Origin of the sequence: Saccharopolyspora montiporae (assembly GCF_015209505.1) — a bacterium.
GTDB classification, from domain to species: Bacteria; Actinomycetota; Actinomycetes; order Mycobacteriales; family Pseudonocardiaceae; genus Saccharopolyspora; species Saccharopolyspora montiporae.
Map to the genome: position 1 here is coordinate 77,472 of NZ_JADEYC010000005.1, position 24,020 is coordinate 101,491.

The following is a 24,020-nucleotide window of genomic DNA, read 5'->3' on the forward strand; positions in this document are numbered from 1 at the left end:
GCTCAGCCCGGCTGGTGCACCGTCTGCGGGATGTTCCACGGGTTGTCGTCGCGCAGCGGTTCGGGCAGCACTCCGGCGGGGGCGTTCTGGTAGGTCACCGGGCGCAGGAAGCGTTCGATCGAGGCGGTGCCCACCGAGGTGAATCGCGCGTCCGTGGTCGCGGGGTACGGCCCGCCGTGCTGCATCGCGGGTGAGACGGCCACTCCGGTCGGCCAGCCGTTGAACAGCACCCGGCCGGCCCGTTCGCGCAACCGGCGCACCAGCCCGCCGACCAGCCCCGCTTCGTCGTCCTCGGCGTGCACGGTGGCGGTCAGGTTGCCCGCGAACGCCTCGGCGACCCGGTTGGCCTCCTGCGGGGAGTCGTATTCCACCACGATGGACAGCGGGCCGAACGCCTCCGCCAACAGGGCTTCGCGGTGTTCCAGCAGGGTGTCCACCGAAGCAGCCAGCAGGGTCGGGGACGGTCCGGCAGCGTCCCCGTCCACGAGGACCTGCACGCCCGGGACCTCGGTCGCCTCGCGCCTGCGCTGCTCGAAGCCCTCGTGCAGCCGTTCGTTGAGCATCGGGTGCGCCGCGGCGTCCCGGGCATGCCCGACCAGCGCCTCGCCGAGCCCGTGCCCGGCGGGCAGGAACAGCAGGCCCGGTTTGGTGCACAGCTGCCCGGCGTTGCCGCAGTAGGAGTTGACGTATCCGGATGCGATGTCGGCACCGCGGGCGCGCACCGCGCCGGGGGTGACGAACACCGGGTTGAGGCTGCCGAGCTCGCCGAAGAACGGGATGGGATCCGGTCGGGCCGCGGCGATGTCGTGCAGCGCCCGTCCCGCGGGCACGGAACCGGTGAACGCGGCCGCGCGGATCCGCGGGTCCTGCAGCGCGTTCGAGCCGGTCTCGAAGCCGAACACCACGTCGAACGCGCCCTCCGGCGCACCGGCCGAGCGCAGTGCCTCCCCGACGATCTCCGCGGTGCGCTGTGACAACGCCGGATGGCCCGGGTGTGCTTTGACCAGCACCGGGCATCCGGCGGCCAGCGCAGCTGCGGTGTCACCGCCCGCCACCGAGAACGCGAACGGGAAGTTGCTGGCCGCGAACACCAGCACCGGCCCCAGCGGCAGCAGCATCCGGCGCAGGTCGGGTTTCGGGCCCAGCGGGAAGTCCGGGTCAGCGCGGTCCAGCACGACGTGCAGGAACTCGCCCGAATCGGCGGTTTCGGCGAACAACCGCAGCTGGAAGGTGGTGCGGGCGAGCTCGCCGGTCAAGCGCGCCTCGGAGAGGTTCGACTCGGCGCGGGCCAGGTCCACCAGTTCCGCGGCGGCCGCGTCGAGCGCGTCGGCGGCCGCGCGCAGCTGGCGGGCCCGTCCGGCGGGCGGCTGCGCGCACATCTCCTCGGCGGCCCGGTTCGCGCGCTGCAGCGCGGCGTCGAGTTCGGCTCCGGTCGTGTCCGGGATGGAGTCGGTGGCCGTCACGTGGGTTCCTCCTGCCGGGCGCTGATCGATACCCGCCACGGTAGTACCTGTCACAACCGCGCCCGCGCGCACGAACGCCCCCGGACCTGCCGGGGGCGTTCGGGGTGTTTCGAGCAGGTCAGCTCTCGCCGCGCGAAATGCGCACCATGTCCGCGCGCTCGACGACCTTGAGCCGCTCGCGGCCGCGCTCCTCGCCCAGCGCGCGCTCGTGCGCGTCCAGCCGGCCCCAGCCTTCCCAGGTGGTGTAGCTGACGTCGCGCTCTTCGAGCAGGGTGATGATCGATTCCCGCTCCGGCGCCTCGGCCTCGCCCAGCGAGTCGAGGTCCTCCAGCAGGTTGTTGATGGTCTCCAGCGCATCGCCCTTGGTGTGCCCGATGAGCCCCACCGGGCCGCGCTTGATCCAGCCCGTGGTGTAAACACCGGCGAGGCGCTCGCCGTCCAGGTCCAGCACCCGCCCGCCGTCGTTGGGCACGGTGCCCGCGGCGTTGTCGAACGGGATGTCGGTGACCGGGGAGCTCAGGTAGCCCACGGCGCGGTAGACCTGCTGCGCCGGCCAGGTCTCGTACTCACCGGTGCCGCGCACGTTGCCGTCGCCGGTCAGCTCCATGACCTCGGTCTTGAACGCCTCGACGCGCTCGGTGCCCTCCACGGCCACCGGCGACCGCAGGAAGTGCAGGTGCAGCCGGCGGGACGTGTCGTGCTTGGGATCGCGCAGCGCCCAGTCCTGCAGCGTCTTCACGATGCTCTTGGTCTGGTTGTTCGAGGCGATGTCCTGCTCGCTGGCCTCGTCGAGCTCGAAGCCCTCCGGGTGCACGATGATCTCGACGTCGTCCTGGTGGTCGAGCTCGCGCAGCTCCAGCGGGGTGAACTTGGCCTGCGCCGGGCCGCGGCGGGCGAACAGGTGCACATCGGTCACCTGCGAGTCGCGCAGGCCCTCGTAGACGTTGTCCGGGATCTCGGTGCGCAGCAGGTCGTCGGCCTGCTTGGCCAGCACCCGGGCCACGTCCAGCGCGACGTTGCCCGCGCCGATCACCGCGACCTGCTGGGCGTCCAGCGTCCAATCGCGCGGCGACTCGGGGTAGCCGTCGTACCAGTAGACGAACTCCGCGGCCCCGTGGCTGTGTTCCAGGTCGATGCCCGGGATGTCCAGCCCGCGGTCCTGGTCCGCACCGGTGGCGAAGATGACCGCGTCGTAGTGCCGGCGCAGGTCGTCGAGCTTGATGTCCACGCCGTACTCGACCTGGCCGAGGAAGCGCAGCTCGGGCTTTTCCATGATCCGGTGCAGCGCGCTGATGATGCCCTTGATGCGGGGGTGGTCGGGCGCCACGCCGTAGCGGATCAGACCGTAGGGTGCGGGCATCCGATCGAGCAGGTCGATGTCCACCTGCGTTTCCGACTTGGTCAGGATGTCGGCGGCGTACACGCCGGCCGGTCCGGCCCCGACGATCGCTACTCGCAGTGGGCGGGTCATGCGTTCTCCTACTCGCTGGCTGATCGTTGTGCCGTTCTCGTGCGACGGGCACGCCCGGGCGCACCCGTGACCCCGGTGGGCGCGGGCATCGGCGCCCGCGGGAACTCGGGTGAAAACCCGGACCCGGCCAGCTTAGGTTCCCCTTATTCGCGATCCCGCGATGCGGGCGGGTCGCGGACGGTGAGAATGCTCATACCACTTCGGCAACGACCTCGGCCCCCGTACCCCACGTACGTGACCGCGTTCGCTGCGTGACACTACGATCCGGGTTGATCAAAGCCCCGGCGGCCGGAGCGCGCCTCACCCCCCCGACGCCCGGCGCCCGGCGCCGGGTGCCGGCAGCTCGACGAGCGACGCGGAAGGTGGCACATGCAGCAGCGACCCGACTGGATCACGAGCGACGTGGACCTGGAGAAGCCCAGCGCAGCGCGCTGCTACGACTTCTACCTCGGTGGTGCGCACAACTTCGCCGCCGATCGCGAGCTCGGCCGCAAGGTGCTGGAGGTCGTGCCGAACGTGAAGGAGGTCGCGCAGAACAACCGGGCATTCCTGCGCCGCGCGGTGCGCTACTGCATCGAGCAGGGCGTCACCCAGTTCCTCGACATCGGTTCCGGGATCCCGACCGCGGGCAACGTGCACGAGATCGCGCAGGAAGCCGATCCGCAGGCTCGGGTGCTGTACGTGGACAACGAGTCGGTGGCGGTCGCGCACTCGCGCACCATCCTGGAGGGCGACGAGAACGCCCGGGTGGTGCAGGCCGACCTGGAGGACGTGGACCGGGTGCTGCAGAGCCCGGAGGCCGCCGAACTGCTCGACTTCGACAAGCCCATCGGCGTCATGATGGTCGCGCTGGTGCACTTCGTGCCGGACTCCGCGGACCCGGGATCGGTGATCCGCCGCTACTACGAAGCGCTGGCGCCCGGCAGCTTCCTCGGCTTCTCGCACGTCACCGGGGACCACTACCCGGAGGGCGTCGAGACGCTGGTCAACCTGTACAAGAACAGCACCAACCCGGTCACCCTCCGCGACCGGGACCGGGTCGCCGAGTTGATCTCCGACTTCGAGCTCGTCGAGCCCGGCGTGGTGTACGTGCCGGAGTGGCACCCGGACTCCGACGAGGACGTGCCCGAGGAGCCGGAGAAGTCGATCGTGTACGGCGCAATGGGCCGTAAGGCGTGACGCGATGACCGGTCCGGAGCCCGACGCCGCGCGCGGCGAAGCCGTTCGCAGGTGGACGCGCGCGGTCATCCACACCAGCTACGTCGCCAAATCGCGCCAGGACATCGAGCTGTTCCTGGACGAGTGCCTCGGTGCGCTCCTCGACGCCCCCGGTGATACCCGCGCGGCCGCCGAGCGGATCGGCGCGCGCCTGGTGGACGTGCATTTCACCAATGCCGCGGTGCTGGCGCGCACCCTGCAGGTGCTGGGTGCGGAGCTGCCCGGGTTCCGGACGTTGCCGCCCGGCGAGCTGCTCGAACTGCTCGGCGCGGTCGCGGCCGGCTACGCGGGCGCGCTGCGCGAGCAGACGCTGGACCAGCAGGAGGTCATCCAGCAGGCGGTGCTGCACGCGCGGGACGCGGCCGAGGAAGCGCTGCGCGCCAGCGAAGCCCGGTCGCGCGCGGTGTTCGCCTCCTCGGCGCTGGGCATCGCGGTGGCCGGGCTGGACGGCAGGATCGACGAGGTCAACGCCTCGATGAACCGGATCTTCCGCAGCACCGGCCAGGACCTCGTCGGCCAGAGCATCTTCGCGCTGGTCGACGAGGCGTGGCTGCCGGAGCTGGAGCGGTTGGACGTGTCCCTGGTCGCCGGGGTCGACGACCTGTTCCAGTTGGACACCCGATTCACCACCGGCGACGACAGCCACATCTGGACCCAGTTGTCGGCCTCGCTGGTGCGTGACGGCGACGGCGCGCCGAGCTACCAGGTCCTGCTCTACGAGGACATCACCGAGCGGCACATGCTCCAGGAGCAGTTCCGCAGGCAGGCCACGCACGACCCGCTGACCGGACTGGCCAACCGGACTCTGCTCAAAACCCGGATGGACGAGGCGCTCGCGGCGAGCCATCCGGGCCGCAGGGTGGGGCTGTGCTACTTCGACCTGGACGGGTTCAAGGCGGTCAACGACAGCTTGGGCCATCCCATCGGTGATGATCTGCTGCGCTCGGTGGCCCAACGGCTCAACACGCTCGCCGCGGCGGAGGGCGCTGTCGCCGCGCGGATGGGCGGGGATGAGTTCGTCGTGCTGGTGCCGGACTCGACCGGGGTCACCGACCTGCTGGACCTGGTGGAGCGGATGCTGGGCGAGCTGACCCGCCCGGTGCGGGTCGGGTCGCACGAGCTCAGCGCGACCGCCAGCGCCGGCGTGGTGGAGCGCGAGGTGGCCGGCAGCGAACCGGACCAGCTGCTGCGCGATGCGGACATCACGCTGTACCGGGCCAAGACCGAGGGGCGGGCGCAGTGGGTGCTGTTCGACCCGGAGCACAACGCCGCGGCCCGCGAGCGGTTCAAGCTCTCCGCCGCCCTGCCCGGCGCGCTGGAGACCAACGAGCTGTTCGTGGAGTACGAGCCGGTGGTGTGGCTGGCCACCGGCAAGATGATCGCCGCCGAAGCCGTGCTGCGCTGGGACCACGAGGAGCTGGGCGAGCTCGGCGGGGAGCACTTCCTGGAGCTGGCCGAGGAGACCGGGCTGATCAGCAGGCTCGGCGGCTGGGCGCTGGAGCGGGTCTGCGAGCACGCGGTGCGCTGGAACGAGCGGGTCGGCGCCGCGGCCCCGGTCGCCGCGCTGGACCTGACGGCCCGGCACTGCCGCGCGCCCGAACTGGTCGGCGACGTGCGCCGGATCCTGGACCGGACCGGGATGGAACCGGCGGCGCTGGCGCTGGGCATGCCGGAGGCGGCGATGTTCGACGAGTTCGGCGACCGGGTGGACACGGTGGAGGTGTTCGCCGACATGGGGCTGAACGTCGGCATCGCCGACTTCGGCCGCGACCACACGCGGCTCGCCCGGCTGCGGCGGTTGCCGGTGCACGCGGTCAAGCTGGCCGGCTCGTACTTGGACAGCTTCGCCGAACCGGACGGTCCCGATCCGCTGGACGAGCACCTGGTCCGCAGCTTCGCCGAGTCCGCGCGGCTGCTGGGCCTGCCCGTGGTGGCGGCCGGTGTACGTACCGAGGAGCAGGCCAAACGGCTGGAGCTGTTGGGCGTGCAGGCCGTGCAGGGACCGTGCACCGGCGGACCGGCCTCGGCGATGGAGATCGAGCAGGCGCTGCTGTGAAGCCGGCCACCGCGCCGCGGCGGTGCTGCGCGGAAGTCGTTCACCGGTGGCGGATAGCATCGGGGTGCGAAGCACATCCGCGCCGGGCGTCACCGGCACCGTTCGAGGAGTAGTCGTGTCCGTTCTGCCTTCCCAAAGCCAGCAAGCGCCCCGGGTGAAGGTTCCGGCGGGCACTACGGCCGGTTCGGCCGTCACGGAGGCGGGGCTGCCGTCCAACGGAGAGGAAGCCGTGGTGGTCGTGCGCGACCAGGACGGCGACCTGCGCGATCTGACCTGGGTGCCGGAAGCTGACGCCGAGGTGGAAGCGGTGGCCGCGGGCAGCGAGGCGGGGCGCAGCGTCATCCGGCACTCCGCGGCGCACGTGCTCGCCCAAGCGGTGCAGGACCTGTTCGCCGACGCCAAGCTGGGCATCGGCCCGCCGGTGCAGGACGGCTTCTACTACGACTTCGACGTCGAGCGCCCGTTCACCCCGGAGGACCTGCAGGCGCTGGAGAAGCGGATGAAGCAGATCCTCAAGTCGGGACAGCAGTTCCGCAGGCGCAGGCTGGATTCGGTGGAGGCGGCGCAGCAGGAGCTGGCCGGCGAGCCGTACAAGCTGGAACTCGTCGACCTCAAGTCCGAGGTCGACACCAGCGAGGTGATGGAGGTCGGCGGTGGTGAGCTCACCGTCTACGACAACGTGGACCGGCGCGGCGAGGTCGTCTGGGGAGATCTCTGCCGCGGTCCGCACGTCCCGCACACCCGGTTCATCCCGGCGTTCAAGCTGACCCGCGTCGCGGCCGCCTACTGGCGCGGTGACCAGAACAACCGGCAGCTGCAGCGCGTTTACGGCACCGCGTGGGAGTCCAAGGACAAGCTGGCCGAGTACGAGCAGTGGTTGGCCGAGGCCGAGCGCCGCGACCACCGCAAGCTCGGTGCCGAGCTGGACCTGTTCTCCTTCCCGGAGGAGGTCGGCTCCGGTCTGCCGGTGTTCCACCCCAAGGGGGGCACCATCCGGCGCGAGTTGGAGGACTACTCGCGCAAGCGGCACGAGGAAGCCGGCTACGAGTTCGTGAACTCGCCGCACATCACCAAGGACGCGCTGTTCAAGACCTCCGGGCACCTGGACTGGTACGCGGACGGGATGTTCCCCGCGATGCACCTCGACGAGGAGCTGGACGCGGACGGCGAGGTGCGCAAGCCCGGCCAGGACTACTACCTCAAGCCGATGAACTGCCCGTTCCACAACCTCATCTACCGCTCGCGGGGGCGTTCCTACCGCGAACTGCCGCTGCGGCTGTTCGAGTTCGGATCGGTGTACCGCTACGAGAAGTCCGGTGTGGTGCACGGTCTCACCCGCGTGCGCGGGATGACCCAGGACGACGCGCACATCTACTGCACCCCGGACCAGCTGCAGGACGAGCTGAAGTCGCTGCTGGGCTTCGTGCTGGACCTGCTGCGCGACTACGGGCTGGACGATTTCTACCTCGAACTGTCCACCCGCAACGAGGAGAAGTACGTCGGCGACGACGAGAGCTGGCGGGTGGCCACCGAGGCGCTGCGCGAGGCGGCGCAGGATTCCGGGCTGGACCTGGTGCCGGATCCGGGCGGCGCGGCCTTCTACGGCCCGAAGGTCTCGGTGCAGGCGCGGGACGCGCTGGGCCGCAGCTGGCAGATGTCCACGATCCAGGTCGACTACCACCTGCCGGACCGGTTCGGCCTGGAGTACACCGCGCCGGACGGCAGCAAGCAGCGGCCGATCAAGATCCACCGCGCGCTGTTCGGTTCCATCGAGCGGTTCTTCGGCGTGCTCACCGAGCACTACGCCGGGGCGTTCCCCGCGTGGTTGTCGCCGGTGCAGGTGGTGGGCATCCCGATCGCCGACGAGCACACCGAGCACCTGGCGCAGGTGGCGCAGCGGTTGCGCGCGGAGGGGCTGCGGGTCGAGGTCGACCGCAGCGATGACCGGATGCAGAAGAAGATCCGCAACCACACCACGCAGAAGGTGCCGTTCCTGCTGCTGGCCGGCGGCAAGGACGTCGAGGCCGGTGCGGTGTCGTTCCGGTTCCGGGACGGCTCGCAGATCAACGAGGTGCCGGCCGACGACGCGGTCGCCGCGCTGACCCGCTGGGTGCGGCGGCGGGACAACACCTCGCCGACCGCGGACACCTTCCGGTCGGAGCTGGCGTGAGCGGGCCGGAGCAGGATGGCGTCGAGCTGAGCGCGCAGGACGGGGTGGGCGTCCCGGATTCGCTGCAGCGGCTGTGGACGCCGCACCGGCTGGCCTACATCCAGGGCGAGAACAAGCCGGTCGGCGAGGACAGCGAGGGTTGCCCGTTCTGCCGGCTGCTGGAGTCGGGGCGTCCGGACGCCGAGACGCTGATCGTGGCCCGCGGCGAGCTGGTGTTCGCGATCCTCAACCTCTACCCGTACAACCCGGGCCACCTGATGGTGCTGCCGTACCGGCACGTGGCCGACTACCCGGACCTCACGCGGGAGGAGACGGCGGCGGTCGCCGAGTACTCCCAGCACGCGATGCAGGTGATCCGCCGGGTCTCGGCCCCGCACGGGTTCAACATCGGGCTCAACCAGGGCCCGGTGGCCGGTGCGGGCATCGCCGCGCACCTGCACCAGCACGTCGTCCCGCGGTGGGGCGGGGATTCGAACTTCATGCCGGTCATCGGGCACACCAAGGTGCTGCCGCAGCTGCTCGGCGAGACCCGGCAGCTGCTCGCCGACGCTTGGTCCGAAGTGGACTGACGGCTCTGTTCGCCGTCGGCGAACACGGCCGCACCGGGGCGATGCGTCCCCGCCCCGGTGCCGGCTCGCCTCAGCTGCGCAGCTGAGCCTCGATCTCCAGCGTGATGGTGACCTTCTCGCCGACCATCGCGCCGCCGTCCGGGCCGACGCCGAAATCGGTGCGGTTGATCGTGGTCTTCGCGGACAGGCCGAGCAGGCCCTCCGCGGAGAATCCGCCGAGCTCGGTGGTCAGCGACACCGGTTTGGTCACCCCGTGCAGGGTGAACTCGCCGTCGATGACGTAGTCCTCGCCGTCCCGGCGCACGCCGGTGGAGCGGAACTCGGCGGTCGGGAACCGGTCGGTATCCAGGAAGTCGCTGTTGCGCAGGTGCGCGTCCCGGTCGGCGTTGCCGGTGTCCACCGAGGTGGCGTCGATGGTGGCGGTCACCGAGGACTGCTCGAGCGTCTCACCGGTGACGATCTCGCCGCGGAAGGAGCCGAACCGGCCGCGGGACTTGCCCACGCCCATGTGCCGGACGGTGAATTCCACCTCGGAGTGCACGCTGTCGATGTCCCAGGTGGCCTGCACGTAGCCGGGGATCTGCGTAGTGGTCACGGTCGCTCCCATACCTCGCCGGGGTTGCTGGTCCACCCGGCTCAACACGCTTGAACTTTCAACTGATTCCGGATGTGCCCGAACTCACCGAAAACCGCCGCGCGGCAGGTCGGCGCCCTGATGTCGATCGCCGGGGGCTAATCTCGTCCCGGCACACCCACTTCTCGCTACTGGCGGCTGACTCTCCCGGCGATGCTGAACATCCTCGCGCGCGCGTCCCTGTCCCGGCTGACCGATCCGCTGGGCGCGGTCCTGGTCCGGCTCGGGCTGTCCCCGAACGCGGTCACGGTGCTCGGGACGGTCCTGGCGGGCGCCGCGGCGCTGTGGTTCTTCCCGCGCGGACAGCTGTTCCCCGGCACCGTGCTGGTGACGGTGTTCCTGCTGTTCGACCTGCTGGACGGTGCGATGGCTCGCGCGGGCGGGGCCGCCTCCCGGTTCGGCGCGGTGCTCGACGCCAGCTGCGACCGGCTCGTGGACGGGGTGCTGTTCGGGTCGCTGGTGTGGTGGGCGCTCGTGGTCGACGGCGACCGCACGCTGGGGCTCGGCCTGCTCATCGGCATGGTGTGCGCGCAGGTGATCTCCTACGTCAAAGCCCGCGCCGAGGCCAACGGGCTGCACGTCGGTGCGGGACTGGCCGAGCGGGCCGAGCGGTTCATCATGCTGTTGGTGGGCACCGGTCTGCACGGGCTGGGCGTGCCGTACGTGTTGGACATCGCGGTGTGGCTGTTGGCCGCGCTGACCGCGTTCACCGTCGTGCAGCGCCTGGTGTCGGTGCACGAGCCGCAGCAGTCCTGACCGGCTACCGCCCGGCGGGTTCGTCCGGGGCCGGCTCGTAACCGTCGAAGCGGCGGGTGAAGCTGGCGCTGCCCGAGCTCAGCGATCGGATCCGCACCGCGTAGCGTTCCAGCTCCTCGGCGGGCACGTGCGCGCGCACCACGGTCCAGCCCGCGTCCTGCGGTGCGGTGCCCACGACCTTGCCGCGCCTGCCGGACAGGTCGCCGAGCACCGCACCCAGGTGCTCGTCCGGCAGCCGCACCACCACCTCGTCCACGGGTTCCAGCGTGCGCAGCCCCGCGGTGGCGGCCGCGGCCTTGACCGCGGCGGCACCGGCCGCCTGGAACGCCGCGTCCGAGGAGTCCACGCTGTGCGCCTTGCCGTCCACGAGCGTGACCCGCACGTCCACCAGCGGCATGCCCTCGGTGAGGCCGCGGGCGGCCTGGGCCAGCACCCCCTTCTCCACGCTCGGGATGAACGGGCGCGGCACCGCCCCGCCGACCACGCGTTCGGCGAACTCGACGCCGGAGCCGCGCGGCAGCGGTTCCACCTCGACGTCGACCACCGCGTACTGGCCGTGCCCACCGGACTGTTTGACGTGCTTGCCGTGCCCGGAGGCGGGACCGGCGAACGTCTGCCGCAGCCGGACGCGCACCGGTTCGGTGTCCACCTCGGCGCCGCCTTCGCGCAGCCGCTGCAGGACCACCTCGGCGTGCGCTTCGCCGGTGCACCACAGCACGAGCTGGTGCGTCTCGTCGTCGCGTTCCAACCGCAGTCCGGGATCCGCGGCCGCGAGCCGGCTCAGGTTGCGCGCCAGCGCGTCCTCGGCGCTGCGGTCGTGCGCGGTCACCGCCACCGGCAGCAGCGGTTCCGGCATCGGCCACGGCTCGACCAGCAGCGGATCGTGCGGATCGGCGAGGGTGTCGCCGGTCTCGGCGGAGCCGAGCTTGGTCAGCGCGCAGATGTCGCCCGCCGCGCACTGCTCGACCTCGGTGAGCGTCGCGCCCAGCGGTGAGTACAGGTGCGCGAGCCGTTCGTCCGCGTCGTGGTCGGGGTGCCCGCGCTCGGCCATCCCGCGCCCGGCCACGTGCACCTGCCGGTCCGGGCGCAGCGTCCCGGAGAACACCCGCACCAGCGACACCCGCCCCACGTACGCGTCGGCCGAGGTGTGCACCACCTCGGCCGCCAGCGCCGCCTCGGGATCGGCCGCCAGTTCCCGCAGCTGTTCCCCGGCGAGATCGGTGGCCAGCGGCGGGCGCCTGCGCAGTGGGGAGGGGAACCCGCGCACCACCCCGTCCAGCAGTTCGGCCAGGCCCAACCCGCTCGCCGAGCACACCGGAAGCACCGGGTGCATCGCGCCACGCTCCACCGCGGTCTCCAGGGCCCGGATCAGCACCTCCTCGGCGATCGGCTCCCCGGCCAGGTAGGCGTCCAGCAGCGCCTCGTCCTCGCTGCCCGCGATGATCGCCTCCACCAGCTCGTCCCGGGCCGCGGCGGTGCGCTCCGCGTCCTCGGTGCCCGCCGGTGCGCCCCCGGTGTCGCGCAGCTGACCGGTGAGCACCCCGACCAGCCCGTTCGGGTGCCCCTCGTCGTCGTGGCGCGGCAGGTAGAGCGGCAGCACCCCGGAACCGAAGGAGTCCCGGCAGGCCTGCACGGCGGCGTCGAAGTCGGCCCGCGCGCGGTCCAACCGGGCGATGACGACCGCGCGCGGCACCCCCGCCGACGCGCATTCTTGCCACAGCGCATCGGTGACCGGGTCGACGCCCTCGGCGGTGACCACGAACAGCGCGGCGTCCGCGGCGCGCATCCCGGCCCGCAGCTCGCCCACGAAGTCGACGTAACCGGGGGTGTCGATGAGGTTCATCTTGACCCCGCCGTGCTGCAGGGCGGCGACCGCGGTGCCGATGGAGCGCTGCTGCTGCACCGCAGGCGGTTCGTGGTCGCAGACCGTCGTGCCCGCTTCGACGGATCCGGCGCGCGGGATGGTGCCGGTGCGTTCGAGCAGCGCCTCGACCAGCGTGGTCTTCCCGGAGCCGGGCGGGCCGACCAGGGCGACGTTGCGGATCTGCGCCGGGTCGGTGGGAGCGGCGCCGCGGTCCGCCCCGTTGCGCTTGCTGCTCATGGCGGCTCCCGAGCCGGGGACAGCGGACGTGTCACCGAGCACACACCTTCGGCCGCGGGGTCGCAAGGGCGCCGCCGAGTGGCCTGGTGGAACGAGCCGCCAGTGGATCGTGCCCGGCCCGCGGCCCGCTGCCTACGCTCGCCGCGCACCGGGAGGTCCGGTGCGCACGTGCGAAGTGGAGGCGATCAGCGGTGACGGCGACCGGAACGGGGTCGGGCCCGCGCACCGGGACTCCCGGGGTGAAGCGGGGCATGGCCGAGATGCTCAAGGGCGGCGTGATCATGGACGTGGTCACGCCGGAGCAGGCCAGGATCGCCGAGGACGCGGGTGCGGTGGCGGTGATGGCGCTGGAACGGGTGCCCGCCGACATCCGCGCGCAGGGCGGAGTGGCCCGGATGTCGGATCCGGACATGATTCGCGGCATCGTGGACGCGGTGTCCATCCCGGTGATGGCCAAGGCCCGCATCGGGCACTTCACCGAGGCGCGGGTGCTGCAGGCGCTCGGCGTCGACTACATCGACGAGTCCGAAGTGCTCACGCCGGCCGACGAGGCGAACCACATCGACAAGCGGGAGTTCACCGTGCCTTTCGTGTGCGGGGCGACCGATCTCGGTGAGGCGCTGCGGCGGATCTCCGAGGGTGCCGCGATGATCCGCTCCAAGGGCGAGGCGGGCACCGGGGACGTCGTGGAGGCGACTCGGCACATGCGCCGCATCCGCGCGGACCTGGCGCGGCTGTCGGTGCTGCCGCCCGACGAGCTGCACGCGGCGGCCAAACAGCTGGGCGCGCCGGTCGCGCTGGTCGAGGAGGTCGCCGCGGCGGGCGAGCTGCCGGTGGTGCTGTTCACCGCGGGCGGGATCGCCACCCCGGCGGACGCGGCGATGATGCGCTCGCTCGGGGCCGAGGGCGTGTTCGTCGGGTCCGGCATCTTCAAGTCCGGGGATCCGGCCGCCCGGGCTTCGGCGATCGTCAAGGCGACCACCTTCCACGACGATCCGGAGCTGCTGGCGAAGGTCTCCGCCGGGCTCGGCGAGCCCATGTCCGGCAGCGAGCGCTCGGCGCTGCCTGTGGACCAGCATTACGCGCAGCGCGGCTGGTGATCCGTTGCGGTGCTGGTCAGGGGTGTTCCATGACCAGCACCGCCCTGGTGCCGGGGGCGAGCGCGCCGTACCGGTGCGGTTCGTCGCCGGCGAAGGACAGGTAGTCGCCGGGTTCCAGCACCACCGGGGCGTCCTGGGGTCCGATCTCGGCGCGGCCCGCGGTGAGCACCACGTGCTCGACCGTGCCGGGGATGTGCGCTTCGGCGTACCGGGCGGGGCCGGGTTCGAGTTCCAGCGCGTAGAGGTCGCGGCGGTTGCCGGTGCGCCCGGTGGACAGCAGTGCCGTGGCGTACGGCGAGCGTTCGGAGCGGACGGTGTTCAGTTCGGCGGACCGGACCACGTGCACCCGTGGCGCGGGGGGTTCCACGAGGGTGCTGAACGGGACGCCGAGTGCGACGCCGAGCGCCCACAACGTCTCCACGCTGGGGTTGCCGGTGGCCGATTCCAGTTGGGAGAGCGTGGATTTCGCCACCCCGGCCCGTTTGGCCAGTTCGGACAGCGACAGTCCGGCGCGGTCGCGCTCGCGGCGCAGCGACCGGGCGATGATCTCCAGCGGGGCGTTCTCCTGCTCACCCATAGGCGGTCCGATCCGTCGGTACGTTCGTTCGGTTTGACGAACAGTGTGCGCTGCGTTCAGCATAACGAACATGAAGACGTTACAGCGAACACCCGGTGCGCTGCGGGATCCGCTGCTGCGGGATGTGCTCTCGGTGGCGGTCGCGATGGCCGTGGTCGGCGCCTCGCTCGGCGCGATCGCGGTCAGCAGCGGGGTGCCGCTGTGGCTGATCACGCTCACCGCCGCGGTGGTGTTCGCCGGCGGCTCGGAGTTCATGGCGGTCGGCCTGCTCACCGCCGGTGCCGCGCCGCTGACCGCGGTGGTCGGCGGACTGCTGCTCAACGCCCGGCACCTGCCGTTCGGACTGGCCATCGGCGGAGTGCTCGATCGCGGCTGGCCGAGCAGGCTGGTGGGCAGCCACCTGCTGGTGGACGAGTCGGTGGCCTTCGCGCTGGCCCAGGACGACCCGGCCCAGCGGCGGCGCGCGTTCTGGACCACCGGGATCGCGCTGTACTGCGCGTGGGCCCCGTCGGTGTTCCTCGGCGGGCTGCTGGGCACCGGCATCGGCGACCCGGAGGCGTTCGGCCTGGACGCGGCGCTGCCCGCGGCGCTGCTGGCGCTGGTGGTGCCCAAGCTGTCCGACCGGCCGACGCTGCGCGCGGTGCTGGTGGGTGTCGCGGTGGCCCTGCTGAGCACGCCGGTGCTGCCGGAGGGGCTGCCGGTCGTGGCCGGTCTGGTCGGTGTCGCGGCGGCCGCTCCGCTGCCCGCTGCGCTGCGCAGGAGGCGGGCATGACGCCGGGGGTGCTGCTGGCGCTGGCCGCGGGCACCTACGCGATGCGACTGGCCGGACCGCTGCTGCGCGGGCGGATCACCGTCTCCGAGCGCACCGAGCAGCTGCTGTCGGTGGCGGCGGTGGTGCTGCTGGCGTGCTTCGTGGCCACCAGCGCGGTGTTCGAATCCGGCGAGCCCGCGGGCTGGGCCCGGTTCGGCGGAGTGGCGCTGGGCGGGGTGCTGGCCTGGCGCCGCGCCCCGCTGGTGGTGGTCGTGCTGGCCGCGGCGGGGGCGACCGCGCTGCTGCGCCTGGCCGGCGTGGCGTGACGAATCGAGGGGTATTCGATGGCACGACCCGAGATCGGGGTCCTCGCGCTGCAGGGCGGCGTGGACGAGCACCTGGCCGCCCTGGAACGCAGCGGGGCCGACCCGCGCCCGGTACGCCGCCCGGAGGAGCTCGCCGCGGTGCGCGGGTTGGTGCTGCCCGGCGGGGAGTCCACCACGGCGGCGAGGCTGCTGGACGCGTTCGACCTCACCGCTGCGCTGCAGGAACGCCTCGCCGGGGGCATGCCGGCCTACGGTTCCTGCGCGGGGATGATCCTGCTCGCGTCCGAGGTGCTCGGCGGTGGAGCGCTGCGCCCGCTCGGGGCGCTGGACGTGTCGGTCCGGCGCAACGCCTTCGGCCGCCAGGTCGATTCGTTCGAGGCCGACCTGGAGTTCGCGGGCGATGTGGTGCGCGCCGTGTTCATTCGGGCACCCTGGGTGGAGCGGGTCGGCGCGGGCGTGCGGGTGCTGGCCACCGCGCCAGCAGGACCGCAGGTCGCTGACGACGTGGACCGCGCCGGTAGGATCGTCGCGGTTCAGCAGGGGCCGGTGCTCGCCACCGCTTTCCACCCGGAGCTGGTCGGCGGGGATGAGCTGGTGCACCGGCATTTCGTGCAGATCGTCCGCGCGCGCTGAGTCGCGGCGCGATCGCAGAACGACGGAGGAATGATGAGCGGCCACTCCAAGTGGGCCACCACCAAGCACAAGAAGGCCGCCCTCGACGCCAAACGCGGCAAGCTGTTCGCGAAGCTGGTCAAGAACATCGAGGTCGCCGCGCGGACCGGGGGAGGGGACCCGGAGGGCAACCCCACCCTGTACGACGCGATGCAGAAGGCCCGCAAGAGCTCGGTGCCGGTCGACAACATCGAGCGCGCCCGCAAGCGCGGGGCCGGTGAAGAGGCGGGCGGCGCCGATTGGCAGACCGTGATGTACGAGGGCTACGCGCCCAACGGCGTCGCGGTGCTGATCGAATGCCTCACCGACAACCGCAACCGCGCGGCCGGCGAAGTGCGCACCGCGATGAACAAGCACGGCGGCTCGATGGCCGATGCCGGGTCGGTCGCCTACCTGTTCAGCCGGCGCGGCGTGGTCCTGCTGCCGAAGAACGGCCTCGGCGAGGACGACGTGCTGGGCGCGGTGCTGGACGCGGGTGCCGAGGAGATCAACGACCTCGGCGAGTCGTTCGAGGTGCTCACCGAGCCGAGCAACCTGGTCGACGTGCGCAAGGCGCTGCAGGCCGAGGGCATCGAGTACGACTCGGCGGAGACCAGCTTCCTGGCCTCGGTGAACGTCCCGCTGGAAGCCGACGGCGCGCGCAAGGTCTTCAAGCTGATCGACGCGCTGGAAGACTGCGACGACGTGCAGAACGTCTACTCGAACTTCGACGTCAGCGACGAGGTCCTCGCCGAAGTCGGCTGACCCGCCCCTCCCCGCGCCCGACCAGGCGCGGGGAGGCCGACCTGGACCGGCGTGCGCCGGTCACTCGTTGTCCCGGTACGCCTGCCGAAGCCACCCCACGACCTCGTCGACGTCCTCGACGTCGGTCAGCGGGAACCGCGCGGTCATCGCGCCGCTCCAGCGGCTTCCTGCGGGCAGCAGGCGGTCGTCGGCGGGAAGGTCGGCGAACCTCAGCCCCACGTCCACCCGGCTCTTGGTGTCGGCGGCCACGACGGCGAAGGTGCGCCGCGGGGTCAGCAGCGAGACGTACGTCTTGCGGGTCTGCACGGTCACCGCGGGACCGACCTCGGGCAGCCGGGCGATCACCGCGTCGAACACCGGGCGCAGCGCCGGGCGGTCGGCGTACTGCCGCTCGATGAGCTCCTCGCCGGTGCGGGTGAAGAACTCCGGGTAGCCGAAGTGCTCGTGCACGAGCAGCATCTGGGCGTACCCGGTGACCCCGCGTTCCCGCAGCCAGTCGCGCAGCGCCGCCTCGTCGGCGGGGTCGGCTTCGCGCACGCTGGCGTTCCACGTCGCGAGGGTGTGACCGGTGGCCCGCTCCAGCAGCGCGACCTGCCACTCGCGCATCTCTTGCCAGGACCGGGTCGCCACACCCGTACGGTAGCCACGTCCTGCGGGTGTGGCGAGCGGACCGCGGGGGCCGTTGCTCTTCCCCTCCCGCCGGGTCGTCGGCACGGGACCCGCCCGATCCCCGCACGGTCCGCGCGGGTTCGTGCTCGGAGCGCAGCGGGTGTCCATTGTGTCCCCGTACCCGGGTGGGGGGATCGGGTCGCGACCTGCGTTGCGGGCAGAATGTCGCCGTGGCCGAAAGCGATGAGCAACTGCGCAGGCGGCTCGTGGACGCCGCCGAGCGGCACGGGGCCGCCGTCGTGCACGTCCCCGCCGATGACCGCGGCTCCTCCTACGCGTTCTCCGTGGGCGCGTGGCGCCGGTTCGGGCGGCCCGAGGTCGTGGTGATCGGACTGCCCCGCGACGTGGCGCACGCGGTGGTGGACACCTACGTGCAGCGCTCCGGCGGCGGCGAGCGGTTCGCGCCCGGCACCCTCTACGAAGGATTCCTGTCCGACTGCCCCGTGACCTTCGAGAAGGTCGCCAAGCCCTACTACCCGGAGTTCCTGGGTAGTGCGGTGCTGGTCTACGGCGACGACGACTTCCCCGCGGTGCAGCTGATCGCGTCCTCGCCGAACGAAGGCCGCTTCCCGTGGCAGCCGGACGCCCCGCGCGGGTTCGCCACCCACCAGCCGGTGCTCACCGGCACCGGCCGCCCGGAGAGCTGGACCCCGGGCAGCGACGGCCCCTGACCGTCCCGGCGTGTCGGGCGCCGCCCATCGCACATGATCCGATACGATTCGAACGGGTGTTCACCGACCGGCTGGTGCGCACCGAATCGGCGAGGACGGGTGGCATCGTGCGAGTGCTGGGGATCGATCCTGGGCTGACCCGGTGCGGGCTGGGCGTGGTGGACGGCGGCCGCTCCCGCTCGGTGACCTGCGTGGACGTCGGCGTCGCGCGCACGCCCGCGGACGGGCAGCTGCCGGACCGGCTGGCCGCGGTCGCCGATGCCGTGGAGCGCTGGATGGATACCCATCACCCCGAGGTCGTGGCCATCGAGCGGGTGTTCAGCCAGCACAACGTGCGCAGTGTCATGGGCACCGCCCAGGTCTCCGGCGTGGTCGCGCTGGCCGCGGCGCGGCGCGGCCTCCCGGTCGCCTTCCACACGCCCAGCGAGGTCAAAGCCGCCGTCAGCGGATCAGGGCGCGCGGACAAAAAGCAGGTCACCACCATGGTCACCCGGGTCCTCGGCCTCGATGCCGCACCCAAGCCCGCCGACGCCGCCGACGCGCTCGCGCTCGCGGTCTGCCACCTGTGGCGCGCGCCGATGGCCTCCCGGCTCGCCGAGGCCGAAGCCCGCGCCGCGGAGCTGGCCCGCGCGCACAAGGCCCGGCTCAAGTCCGCGCAGCGCGGTACCGGACGCGGTGGCGGAGGCCGGTAGTGTCCGCACCGATCACGACAGGTCCGGCGGCGGATCCGGAATCGGCCGCTGAGCAGCGAGAGGAGTGAGCGCACGGTGATCGCGTCGCTGCGCGGGCAGGTGCTGTCCGTCGGGCTGGACCACGCGGTGGTGGAGACCGGCGGCGTCGGCATGGCCGTGCACGCCACGCCCGCGACGCTGGGCGGGCTGCGCACCGGTGAGCAGACACACGTGTGGACCTCGCTGGTCGTGCGGGAGGACTCGCTGACCCTCTACGGGTTCGCCGATGCCGAATCGCGCGACCTGTTCGCGCTGCTGCAGACCGCCTCGGGCGTCGGGCCCCGGCTGGCGCTGGCGACCCTGGCGGTGCTGAGCCCCGACCAGCTGTGCCACGCGCTGTCCGACGGCAACCTCACCGTGCTCACCCAGGTGCCCGGCATCGGCAAGAAGAGCGCCGAACGGTTGGTGCTGGAGCTGCGGGACAAGGTCGGCGTGCTGTCCGGCACCGCACCGGCCGCGGCCGCCGACGCGCCGCCCCGCGACGGGCAGGTGCGCGCCGAGGTCGCCGAAGCCCTCGTCGGCCTCGGGTTCTCCGCCAAGCAGGCCGAGCAGAGCGTCGAAGAAGTGCTGGCCGGCGACGGCGCGGCGCTGGAGACGTCGGCAGTGTTGCGCAAAGCGCTGGCCGTGCTCGGGCCCCGGTGACCGGGATGGACCAGGAAGATCCGTCCGTCGCGCTGACCCCGCAGCAGAGCGCCGGTGACCAGGACGTCGAGGCCAGCCTGCGGCCGCGCAAGCTCGGCGAGTTCGTCGGCCAGCCGCGGGTGCGCGAACAGCTGGAACTGGTGCTGCACGGGGCGCTGAAACGTGGCGACCAGCCCGACCACGTGCTGTTCTCCGGTCCGCCCGGGCTGGGCAAGACCAGCTTGTCCATGATCATCGCCACCGAGCTCGGCTCCGCGATCCGGGTCACCTCCGGACCGGCGCTGGAGAAGCCCGGCGACCTCGCCGCGATGCTGTCCAACCTCGCCGAGGGCGACGTCCTGTTCATCGACGAGATCCACCGCATCGCGCGACCGGCCGAGGAGATGCTCTACCTGGCGATGGAGGACTTCCGGGTGGACATCGTCGTGGGCAAGGGTCCCGGCGCGACCAGCATCCCGCTGGAGATCGCCCCGTTCACCCTGGTCGGGGCCACCACCCGGTCCGGAGCGCTGACCGGTCCGCTGCGCGACCGCTTCGGGTTCACCGGGCACATGGAGTTCTACGCGCCCGACGAGCTGGAGCTGGTGCTGCGCCGCTCCGCCGAGATCCTGCGCGTACGGCTGGCCGAGGACGGCGCGCGCGAGATCGCGCGGCGCTCCCGCGGTACACCGCGCATCGCCAACCGGCTGCTGCGCCGGGTGCGCGACTTCGCCGACGTGCGCGCCGATGGCCGGGTCGACCGGGAGATCGCCCGCTCCGCGCTGGCCGTCTACGACGTGGACGAGCAGGGCCTGGACCGGATGGACCGGGCGGTGCTGGCCGCGCTGGTCCACTCGTTCCGCGGCGGCCCGGTCGGCATCTCCACGCTGGCGGTGGCGGTCGGCGAGGAGCAAACCACCGTCGAAGAGGTGTGCGAGCCGTACCTGGTGCGCGCCGGGATGCTCGCCCGCACCCCGCGCGGCCGGATGGCCACGGTCGCCGCCTGGCAGCACCTGGGCCTCGCCGCCCCGGACACCGCCCCCGGCGAATCGCAGGCCGTCGGTTTCGGGGAGTGACCGCCCGTGATCGCGGGGAGTAGGGTGCCCGCCACCCCGGTGCGGACTGGCACACTGGGGGTACTGAACATCCGAAACAATTCGGGCGCGGTCGTGCGGATCGCCGCATCGGCGCGCACACCGGCGCCCGGTCGAACGGAGCAAGATGGATTCCCTGCTTTTCCCGCTGCTGATCGTCCTGCTCGCGGTGCCGCTGTTCCTGCAGGCGCGCAAGCAGAAGCGTGCGGTCGCCGAGCAGCAGAAGCTGCAGAACTCGCTGGCCACCGGTGACCGGGTGATGACGACCTCCGGAGTGTTCGGCACGATCGTCGACACCGCCGAGGACACCATCGAGCTCGAAATCGCCGCCGGCGTGCGTACCACCTGGGTGCGCCAGGCGATCCGGGAGAAGGTCAACCCGGAGCAGGCCGAGGACGCCACCGCGGACAGCACCGACGTCGTCGACGCCGAGCCGGCGCAGGTCGAGGAGTCCAAGGTCGAGGAGTCCAAGACCGAGGAGTCCAAGACCGAGGAGTCCAAGGCCAACTGACCCGCAGACCCCGCCGGGCAGCGGCGACCGGGCGGCATGCCGAACCGGTGCCGGCCGGAGCGGTTGCGGCCGGTTCCCGGCTCACCCGGCGGTGCGCGCACGGTCGTCGCGGAACCCCGGTGCGTGATCGGAGGTCCACGCACCGTCCGCACCCGCTCGTCTTCGCCGCGGGTGGCGCCTGTCAGACTGGGCCGCGGATTGCGGTGATCGCGTGCCGAGCACTGGTGCCGGCGGCGGCGCCGACGTGATGCAGACCGTGGACAGGAGATCCGAGCGTCGTGGCACCTCCGAGCGGGCAGATCCGCCCAGGGCGTTACCTCACGATCTTCGGGATGATCGTGCTGGTCCTGTACGGACTGGTGTTCTTCACCGGTGACGGCAAGCCCACCCCCAAGTTGGGGATCGATCTCCAGGGCGGAACCCGGGTCACGCTGACCGCCCGCACCCCGGATGGCCAGCCGCCGACCAACGAATCCCTCGACCAGGCCCGCCAGATCATCGAGACGCGGGTCAACGGGATGGGCATCAGCGGCTCGGAAGTCGCCCAGGACGGCTCCAACCTGGTCATCACCGTTCCCGGCGAGGGCAGCGAGCAGGCCAAGCAGCTCGGCCAGACCGCCGAGCTCAACTTCCGCAAGGTGGCCACCGCGCTGCCCGCTCAGCAGCAGCAACCTCCCGCGGAAGGGCAGCCGCCCGGCGGCCCGGCCCCGACCGCACCGCAGCAGGCGGCGCCGGGCGGCGACCAGCAGGCCATCGAGGAGGCCAAGCAGACCCGGCAGAGCACGGATCCCGGCGTGCAGATGCAGGCGCTGCAGGCGCTGGACTGCTCGGCCGAGGACCCGCTGCGCGGCAACGACGACCCGAACCTCCCGCTGGTCACCTGCGATCAGGAGAACGCGCAGAAGTACCTGCTGGAGCCGGTGTTCCTGCCCGGCAAGGAGATCGCCGATGCGCAGGCCACGCCGCCGCAGCCGGAGGGCGGCGCGCCGGGCTGGACCGTGAACCTGGACTTCAAGAGCGCGGGCGGCACGACCTGGGCGGACTTCACCTCCGCCAACGTCGGCCAGCAGGCCGCGTTCGTGCTCGACTCCGAAGTGGTCTCGGCACCGGAGGTCAACGAACCGCAGCCGGGCGGGAACGCGAGCATCTCCGGGCAGTTCAACCAGCAGAGCGCGCAGAACCTCGCCGACATCCTCAAGTACGGGTCGCTGCCGCTGGCGTTCGACCAGTCCGAGGCCGAAACCGTGTCCGCGACACTGGGCATCGCCTCGCTGGAAGCCGGGCTCATCGCCGGTGCCATCGGGCTGATCCTGGTCGGCATCTACTGCCTGGCCTACTACCGGTTGCTGGGCATCCTCACGATCCTGTCCCTGGTGCTGTCCGGCGGCATCGTCTACGGCGTGCTGGTGCTGCTCGGTCGCTGGGTCGGGTTCACGCTGGACCTGGCCGGTGTGGCCGGGTTCATCATCGCCATCGGCATCACCGCGGACTCGTTCATCGTGTTCTTCGAACGCCTCAAGGACGAGATACGCGACGGCCGCACGTTCCGATCGTCGGTGCCGCGCGCGTGGATTCGAGCGCGCCGCACCATCCTGTCCGCGGACGCGGTCAGCTTCCTGGCCGCAGCGGTTCTCTACGTGCTGGCCGTGGGCGACGTGAAGGGCTTCGCGTTCACGCTGGGCATGTCGACGGTCCTGGATCTGATCGTGGTGTTCCTGGTGACCCACCCGCTGGTCGCGATGGCCTCGAAGAACAAGTTCCTGTCCCAGCCGTCGGTGTCCGGTCTCGGATCGGCGCACCGCCTCGGCGCCAAGAACCGCGCCGCCCGCAAGGCCGCAACGACCGGCAAGGGAGCGTGACCGTGACGACTCCGGAACCCACCGAACGGGGTGGCGAGCACCTCCCCTGGACGCAGCGCCTCTACCTCGGCAACGGCTACTTCGACATCGTCGGCAAGCGGAAGCGCTGGTACATCGGCTTCGCGCTGCTGGTACTGGTGTGCATCGCCTCGCTCGGGTTGAAGGGCTTCAACCTGGGTATCGACTTCGAAGGCGGTACCAAGATCCAGATGCCCGCCACCGGCGTGCAGGGCCCGATCGAGGTGGACCAGGTCCAGGACGCCTTCCAGGACGCGCTGGGCCGGCCCGCCGAGACGGTGCAGGTCGTGGGCTCTGGTGGCGGCGAGACCATCCAGATCCGCACCGAGTCGCTGAACGCCGAGCAGGTCGGGCAGGTCAAGGAGTCGCTGTTCGGCGAGCTGCAGCCGATCGGGCCGAACGGCGCACCCAGCGCCGAGGCGATCAGCGACAGCGCGGTCAGCGGCACCTGGGGCGGCGAGATCACCCAGCAGGCGCTCATCGCGCTCGGCGTGTTCATCGTGCTGGTGACGATCTTCCTCGGGTTCTACTTCGAACGCTGGATGGCCGTGGCCGCGCTGGTCGCTCTGCTGCACGACGTCGTGGTGACCGCGGGGATCTACTCGCTGATCGGCTTCGAGGTGACGCCGAGCACCGTCATCGGCCTGCTCACCATCCTCGGGTTCTCGCTCTACGACACCGTCGTGGTGTTCGACAAGGTGCGGGAGAACACCCGCGGCCTGCTGGGGCTGACCCGCCGGACCTATCCGGAAGCCGCCAACCTCGCGGTGAACCAGACGCTGATGCGCTCCATCAACACCTCGATCATCGCGCTGCTGCCGGTGGCCGGGCTGCTGTTCGTCGGCGCAGGCCTGCTGGGCGTGGGGATGCTGCGCGACCTCGCGCTGGTGCAGCTCATCGGCATGATCGCCGGTGTCGTCTCGTCGATCCTGCTGGCGACCCCGCTGCTCGTCGACTTCAAAATGCGCGACGCCAAATACCGAGAGCACAGGGCTAAGGTGTTGCAGCGTCGCGAGCGGGGCACGGGCGGCGAGTCCGACGCGTCCGGGGACGACTCTTCCGGGAGCTCCTCGGCACCGTCGGCGGCCGGATCGTCGGCCACCGGCGGGTCCGAGGTCGCCATGGCCTCGTCCGGCCGGTCCGCTCGCGACGCCGGACCGAAGCGCGGCAACCGCCCGTCGGCCAAGAGCCGCCCGTCGGGGAAGTCGGGGCGCCCTTCGGGCAAGAAGCGGCGTTGA

The 24,020-nt window shown here is 71.7% G+C and carries 23 protein-coding genes; 17 read left to right on the forward strand and 6 right to left on the reverse strand.

Going from position 1 to position 24,020, the window contains the following annotated elements; translation table 11 throughout:
• Window positions 1-2: 2 nt before the first annotated feature.
• Window positions 3-1,463 (reverse strand): aldehyde dehydrogenase (NADP(+)), encoded by a 1,461-nt coding sequence (locus tag IQ251_RS02750; protein WP_193926812.1) that lies wholly within the window; start codon window positions 1,461-1,463, stop codon window positions 3-5.
• 118 nt (window positions 1,464-1,581) lie between these two features.
• Window positions 1,582-2,934, reverse strand: coding sequence for an FAD-dependent oxidoreductase (locus IQ251_RS02755; RefSeq protein ID WP_193926813.1), 1,353 nt, complete (start codon window positions 2,932-2,934; stop codon window positions 1,582-1,584).
• A 369-nt stretch (window positions 2,935-3,303) separates the two neighbouring features.
• On the opposite strand from IQ251_RS02755, the gene IQ251_RS02760 reads away from it, so the two are divergent.
• The 4 genes from IQ251_RS02760 to IQ251_RS02775 all read left to right on the forward strand — a co-directional run bounded on the left by IQ251_RS02760 (window position 3,304) and on the right by IQ251_RS02775 (window position 8,947).
• Window positions 3,304-4,113 (forward strand): SAM-dependent methyltransferase, encoded by an 810-nt coding sequence (locus tag IQ251_RS02760; RefSeq protein ID WP_193926814.1) that lies wholly within the window; start codon window positions 3,304-3,306, stop codon window positions 4,111-4,113.
• A gap of 4 nt (window positions 4,114-4,117) precedes the next feature.
• Complete coding sequence (locus tag IQ251_RS02765; protein ID WP_193926815.1) at window positions 4,118-6,208, forward strand: putative bifunctional diguanylate cyclase/phosphodiesterase; 2,091 nt, start codon at window positions 4,118-4,120, stop codon at window positions 6,206-6,208.
• A 154-nt stretch (window positions 6,209-6,362) separates the two neighbouring features.
• Window positions 6,363-8,378: a threonine--tRNA ligase gene (gene thrS / locus IQ251_RS02770; RefSeq protein ID WP_193926962.1), complete on the forward strand. Its 2,016-nt coding sequence runs from the start codon at window positions 6,363-6,365 to the stop codon at window positions 8,376-8,378.
• Window positions 8,375-8,947: an HIT family protein gene (locus tag IQ251_RS02775; RefSeq protein WP_193926816.1), complete on the forward strand. Its 573-nt coding sequence runs from the start codon at window positions 8,375-8,377 to the stop codon at window positions 8,945-8,947. Before thrS ends, IQ251_RS02775 begins: the two co-directional genes overlap by 4 nt.
• A gap of 70 nt (window positions 8,948-9,017) precedes the next feature.
• Here IQ251_RS02775 and IQ251_RS02780 read toward each other — a convergent pair whose 3' ends face one another.
• On the reverse strand, window positions 9,018-9,554 hold the full coding sequence (locus IQ251_RS02780; protein WP_193926817.1) for a YceI family protein: 537 nt from the start codon (window positions 9,552-9,554) through the stop codon (window positions 9,018-9,020).
• 180 nt (window positions 9,555-9,734) lie between these two features.
• Here IQ251_RS02780 and pgsA point away from each other — a divergent pair, with 180 nt between their 5' ends.
• Window positions 9,735-10,337: a phosphatidylinositol phosphate synthase gene (pgsA, locus tag IQ251_RS02785; protein WP_193926818.1), complete on the forward strand. Its 603-nt coding sequence runs from the start codon at window positions 9,735-9,737 to the stop codon at window positions 10,335-10,337.
• 4 nt (window positions 10,338-10,341) lie between these two features.
• Here pgsA and IQ251_RS02790 read toward each other — a convergent pair whose 3' ends face one another.
• The gene (locus IQ251_RS02790) at window positions 10,342-12,438 is read right to left on the reverse strand and encodes an elongation factor G-like protein EF-G2 (RefSeq protein WP_193926819.1); all 2,097 of its coding nucleotides are present in this window, start codon (window positions 12,436-12,438) and stop codon (window positions 10,342-10,344) included.
• 191 nt (window positions 12,439-12,629) lie between these two features.
• Between IQ251_RS02790 and pdxS the strand changes: the two genes are divergently transcribed.
• Entirely contained in the window at window positions 12,630-13,538 is a 909-nt protein-coding gene (pdxS, locus tag IQ251_RS02795; RefSeq protein ID WP_370591166.1) for a pyridoxal 5'-phosphate synthase lyase subunit PdxS, read from the forward strand.
• A 16-nt stretch (window positions 13,539-13,554) separates the two neighbouring features.
• On the opposite strand, the gene IQ251_RS02800 is transcribed toward pdxS, so the two are convergent.
• Entirely contained in the window at window positions 13,555-14,115 is a 561-nt protein-coding gene (locus tag IQ251_RS02800; RefSeq protein WP_193926821.1) for a helix-turn-helix domain-containing protein, read from the reverse strand.
• A gap of 70 nt (window positions 14,116-14,185) precedes the next feature.
• On the opposite strand from IQ251_RS02800, the gene IQ251_RS02805 reads away from it, so the two are divergent.
• The 4 genes from IQ251_RS02805 to IQ251_RS02820 are packed head-to-tail and all read left to right on the forward strand — an operon-like array spanning window position 14,186 to window position 16,608.
• Window positions 14,186-14,887, forward strand: a complete 702-nt coding sequence (locus IQ251_RS02805; protein ID WP_193926822.1) for an AzlC family ABC transporter permease — start codon at window positions 14,186-14,188, stop codon at window positions 14,885-14,887.
• Window positions 14,884-15,192, forward strand: a complete 309-nt coding sequence (locus tag IQ251_RS02810) for an AzlD domain-containing protein (protein ID WP_193926823.1) — start codon at window positions 14,884-14,886, stop codon at window positions 15,190-15,192. Before IQ251_RS02805 ends, IQ251_RS02810 begins: the two co-directional genes overlap by 4 nt.
• 18 nt (window positions 15,193-15,210) lie before the next feature.
• Window positions 15,211-15,825 carry a pyridoxal 5'-phosphate synthase glutaminase subunit PdxT gene (gene pdxT / locus IQ251_RS02815; protein WP_193926824.1) on the forward strand — a complete coding sequence of 205 codons (615 nt, stop codon included), beginning with the start codon at window positions 15,211-15,213 and terminating at the stop codon, window positions 15,823-15,825.
• A 33-nt stretch (window positions 15,826-15,858) separates the two neighbouring features.
• Entirely contained in the window at window positions 15,859-16,608 is a 750-nt protein-coding gene (locus IQ251_RS02820) for a YebC/PmpR family DNA-binding transcriptional regulator (RefSeq protein WP_193926825.1), read from the forward strand.
• A gap of 60 nt (window positions 16,609-16,668) precedes the next feature.
• On the opposite strand, the gene IQ251_RS02825 is transcribed toward IQ251_RS02820, so the two are convergent.
• Window positions 16,669-17,238, reverse strand: coding sequence for a DUF5655 domain-containing protein (locus IQ251_RS02825; RefSeq protein WP_370591167.1), 570 nt, complete (start codon window positions 17,236-17,238; stop codon window positions 16,669-16,671).
• A gap of 209 nt (window positions 17,239-17,447) precedes the next feature.
• Here IQ251_RS02825 and IQ251_RS02830 point away from each other — a divergent pair, with 209 nt between their 5' ends.
• The 7 genes from IQ251_RS02830 to secF all read left to right on the forward strand — a co-directional run bounded on the left by IQ251_RS02830 (window position 17,448) and on the right by secF (window position 24,020).
• Window positions 17,448-17,948, forward strand: a complete 501-nt coding sequence (locus IQ251_RS02830; protein ID WP_193926826.1) for a DUF4262 domain-containing protein — start codon at window positions 17,448-17,450, stop codon at window positions 17,946-17,948.
• 107 nt (window positions 17,949-18,055) lie between these two features.
• On the forward strand, window positions 18,056-18,640 hold the full coding sequence (ruvC, locus tag IQ251_RS02835; protein WP_193926964.1) for a crossover junction endodeoxyribonuclease RuvC: 585 nt from the start codon (window positions 18,056-18,058) through the stop codon (window positions 18,638-18,640).
• Between the two features lie 75 nt (window positions 18,641-18,715).
• Window positions 18,716-19,321 (forward strand): Holliday junction branch migration protein RuvA, encoded by a 606-nt coding sequence (gene ruvA / locus IQ251_RS02840; RefSeq protein WP_193926827.1) that lies wholly within the window; start codon window positions 18,716-18,718, stop codon window positions 19,319-19,321.
• Between the two features lie 5 nt (window positions 19,322-19,326).
• Window positions 19,327-20,376 carry a Holliday junction branch migration DNA helicase RuvB gene (gene ruvB / locus IQ251_RS02845; protein ID WP_193926828.1) on the forward strand — a complete coding sequence of 350 codons (1,050 nt, stop codon included), beginning with the start codon at window positions 19,327-19,329 and terminating at the stop codon, window positions 20,374-20,376.
• Between the two features lie 145 nt (window positions 20,377-20,521).
• On the forward strand, window positions 20,522-20,905 hold the full coding sequence (gene yajC, locus IQ251_RS02850) for a preprotein translocase subunit YajC (protein ID WP_193926829.1): 384 nt from the start codon (window positions 20,522-20,524) through the stop codon (window positions 20,903-20,905).
• Between the two features lie 278 nt (window positions 20,906-21,183).
• Entirely contained in the window at window positions 21,184-22,764 is a 1,581-nt protein-coding gene (gene secD, locus IQ251_RS02855) for a protein translocase subunit SecD (protein ID WP_193926830.1), read from the forward strand.
• Window positions 22,761-24,020 (forward strand): protein translocase subunit SecF, encoded by a 1,260-nt coding sequence (gene secF / locus IQ251_RS02860; RefSeq protein ID WP_193926831.1) that lies wholly within the window; start codon window positions 22,761-22,763, stop codon window positions 24,018-24,020. The genes secD and secF overlap by 4 nt, the downstream gene beginning before the upstream one ends.

Coding starts and splice junctions, on each gene's coding strand:
- IQ251_RS02755 (WP_193926813.1), bottom strand. CDS start 2,934: ATGACCCGCCCACTGCGAGTAGCGATCGTCGGGGCCGGACCGGCCGGC.
- IQ251_RS02760 (WP_193926814.1), top strand. CDS start 3,304: ATGCAGCAGCGACCCGACTGGATCACGAGCGACGTGGACCTGGAGAAG.
- IQ251_RS02765 (WP_193926815.1), top strand. CDS start 4,118: ATGACCGGTCCGGAGCCCGACGCCGCGCGCGGCGAAGCCGTTCGCAGG.
- IQ251_RS02780 (WP_193926817.1), bottom strand. CDS start 9,554: ATGGGAGCGACCGTGACCACTACGCAGATCCCCGGCTACGTGCAGGCC.
- pgsA (WP_193926818.1), top strand. CDS start 9,735: ATGCTGAACATCCTCGCGCGCGCGTCCCTGTCCCGGCTGACCGATCCG.
- IQ251_RS02790 (WP_193926819.1), bottom strand. CDS start 12,438: ATGAGCAGCAAGCGCAACGGGGCGGACCGCGGCGCCGCTCCCACCGAC.
- IQ251_RS02800 (WP_193926821.1), bottom strand. CDS start 14,115: ATGGGTGAGCAGGAGAACGCCCCGCTGGAGATCATCGCCCGGTCGCTG.
- IQ251_RS02805 (WP_193926822.1), top strand. CDS start 14,186: ATGAAGACGTTACAGCGAACACCCGGTGCGCTGCGGGATCCGCTGCTG.
- IQ251_RS02810 (WP_193926823.1), top strand. CDS start 14,884: ATGACGCCGGGGGTGCTGCTGGCGCTGGCCGCGGGCACCTACGCGATG.
- pdxT (WP_193926824.1), top strand. CDS start 15,211: ATGGCACGACCCGAGATCGGGGTCCTCGCGCTGCAGGGCGGCGTGGAC.
- IQ251_RS02820 (WP_193926825.1), top strand. CDS start 15,859: ATGAGCGGCCACTCCAAGTGGGCCACCACCAAGCACAAGAAGGCCGCC.
- ruvB (WP_193926828.1), top strand. CDS start 19,327: ATGGACCAGGAAGATCCGTCCGTCGCGCTGACCCCGCAGCAGAGCGCC.
- yajC (WP_193926829.1), top strand. CDS start 20,522: ATGGATTCCCTGCTTTTCCCGCTGCTGATCGTCCTGCTCGCGGTGCCG.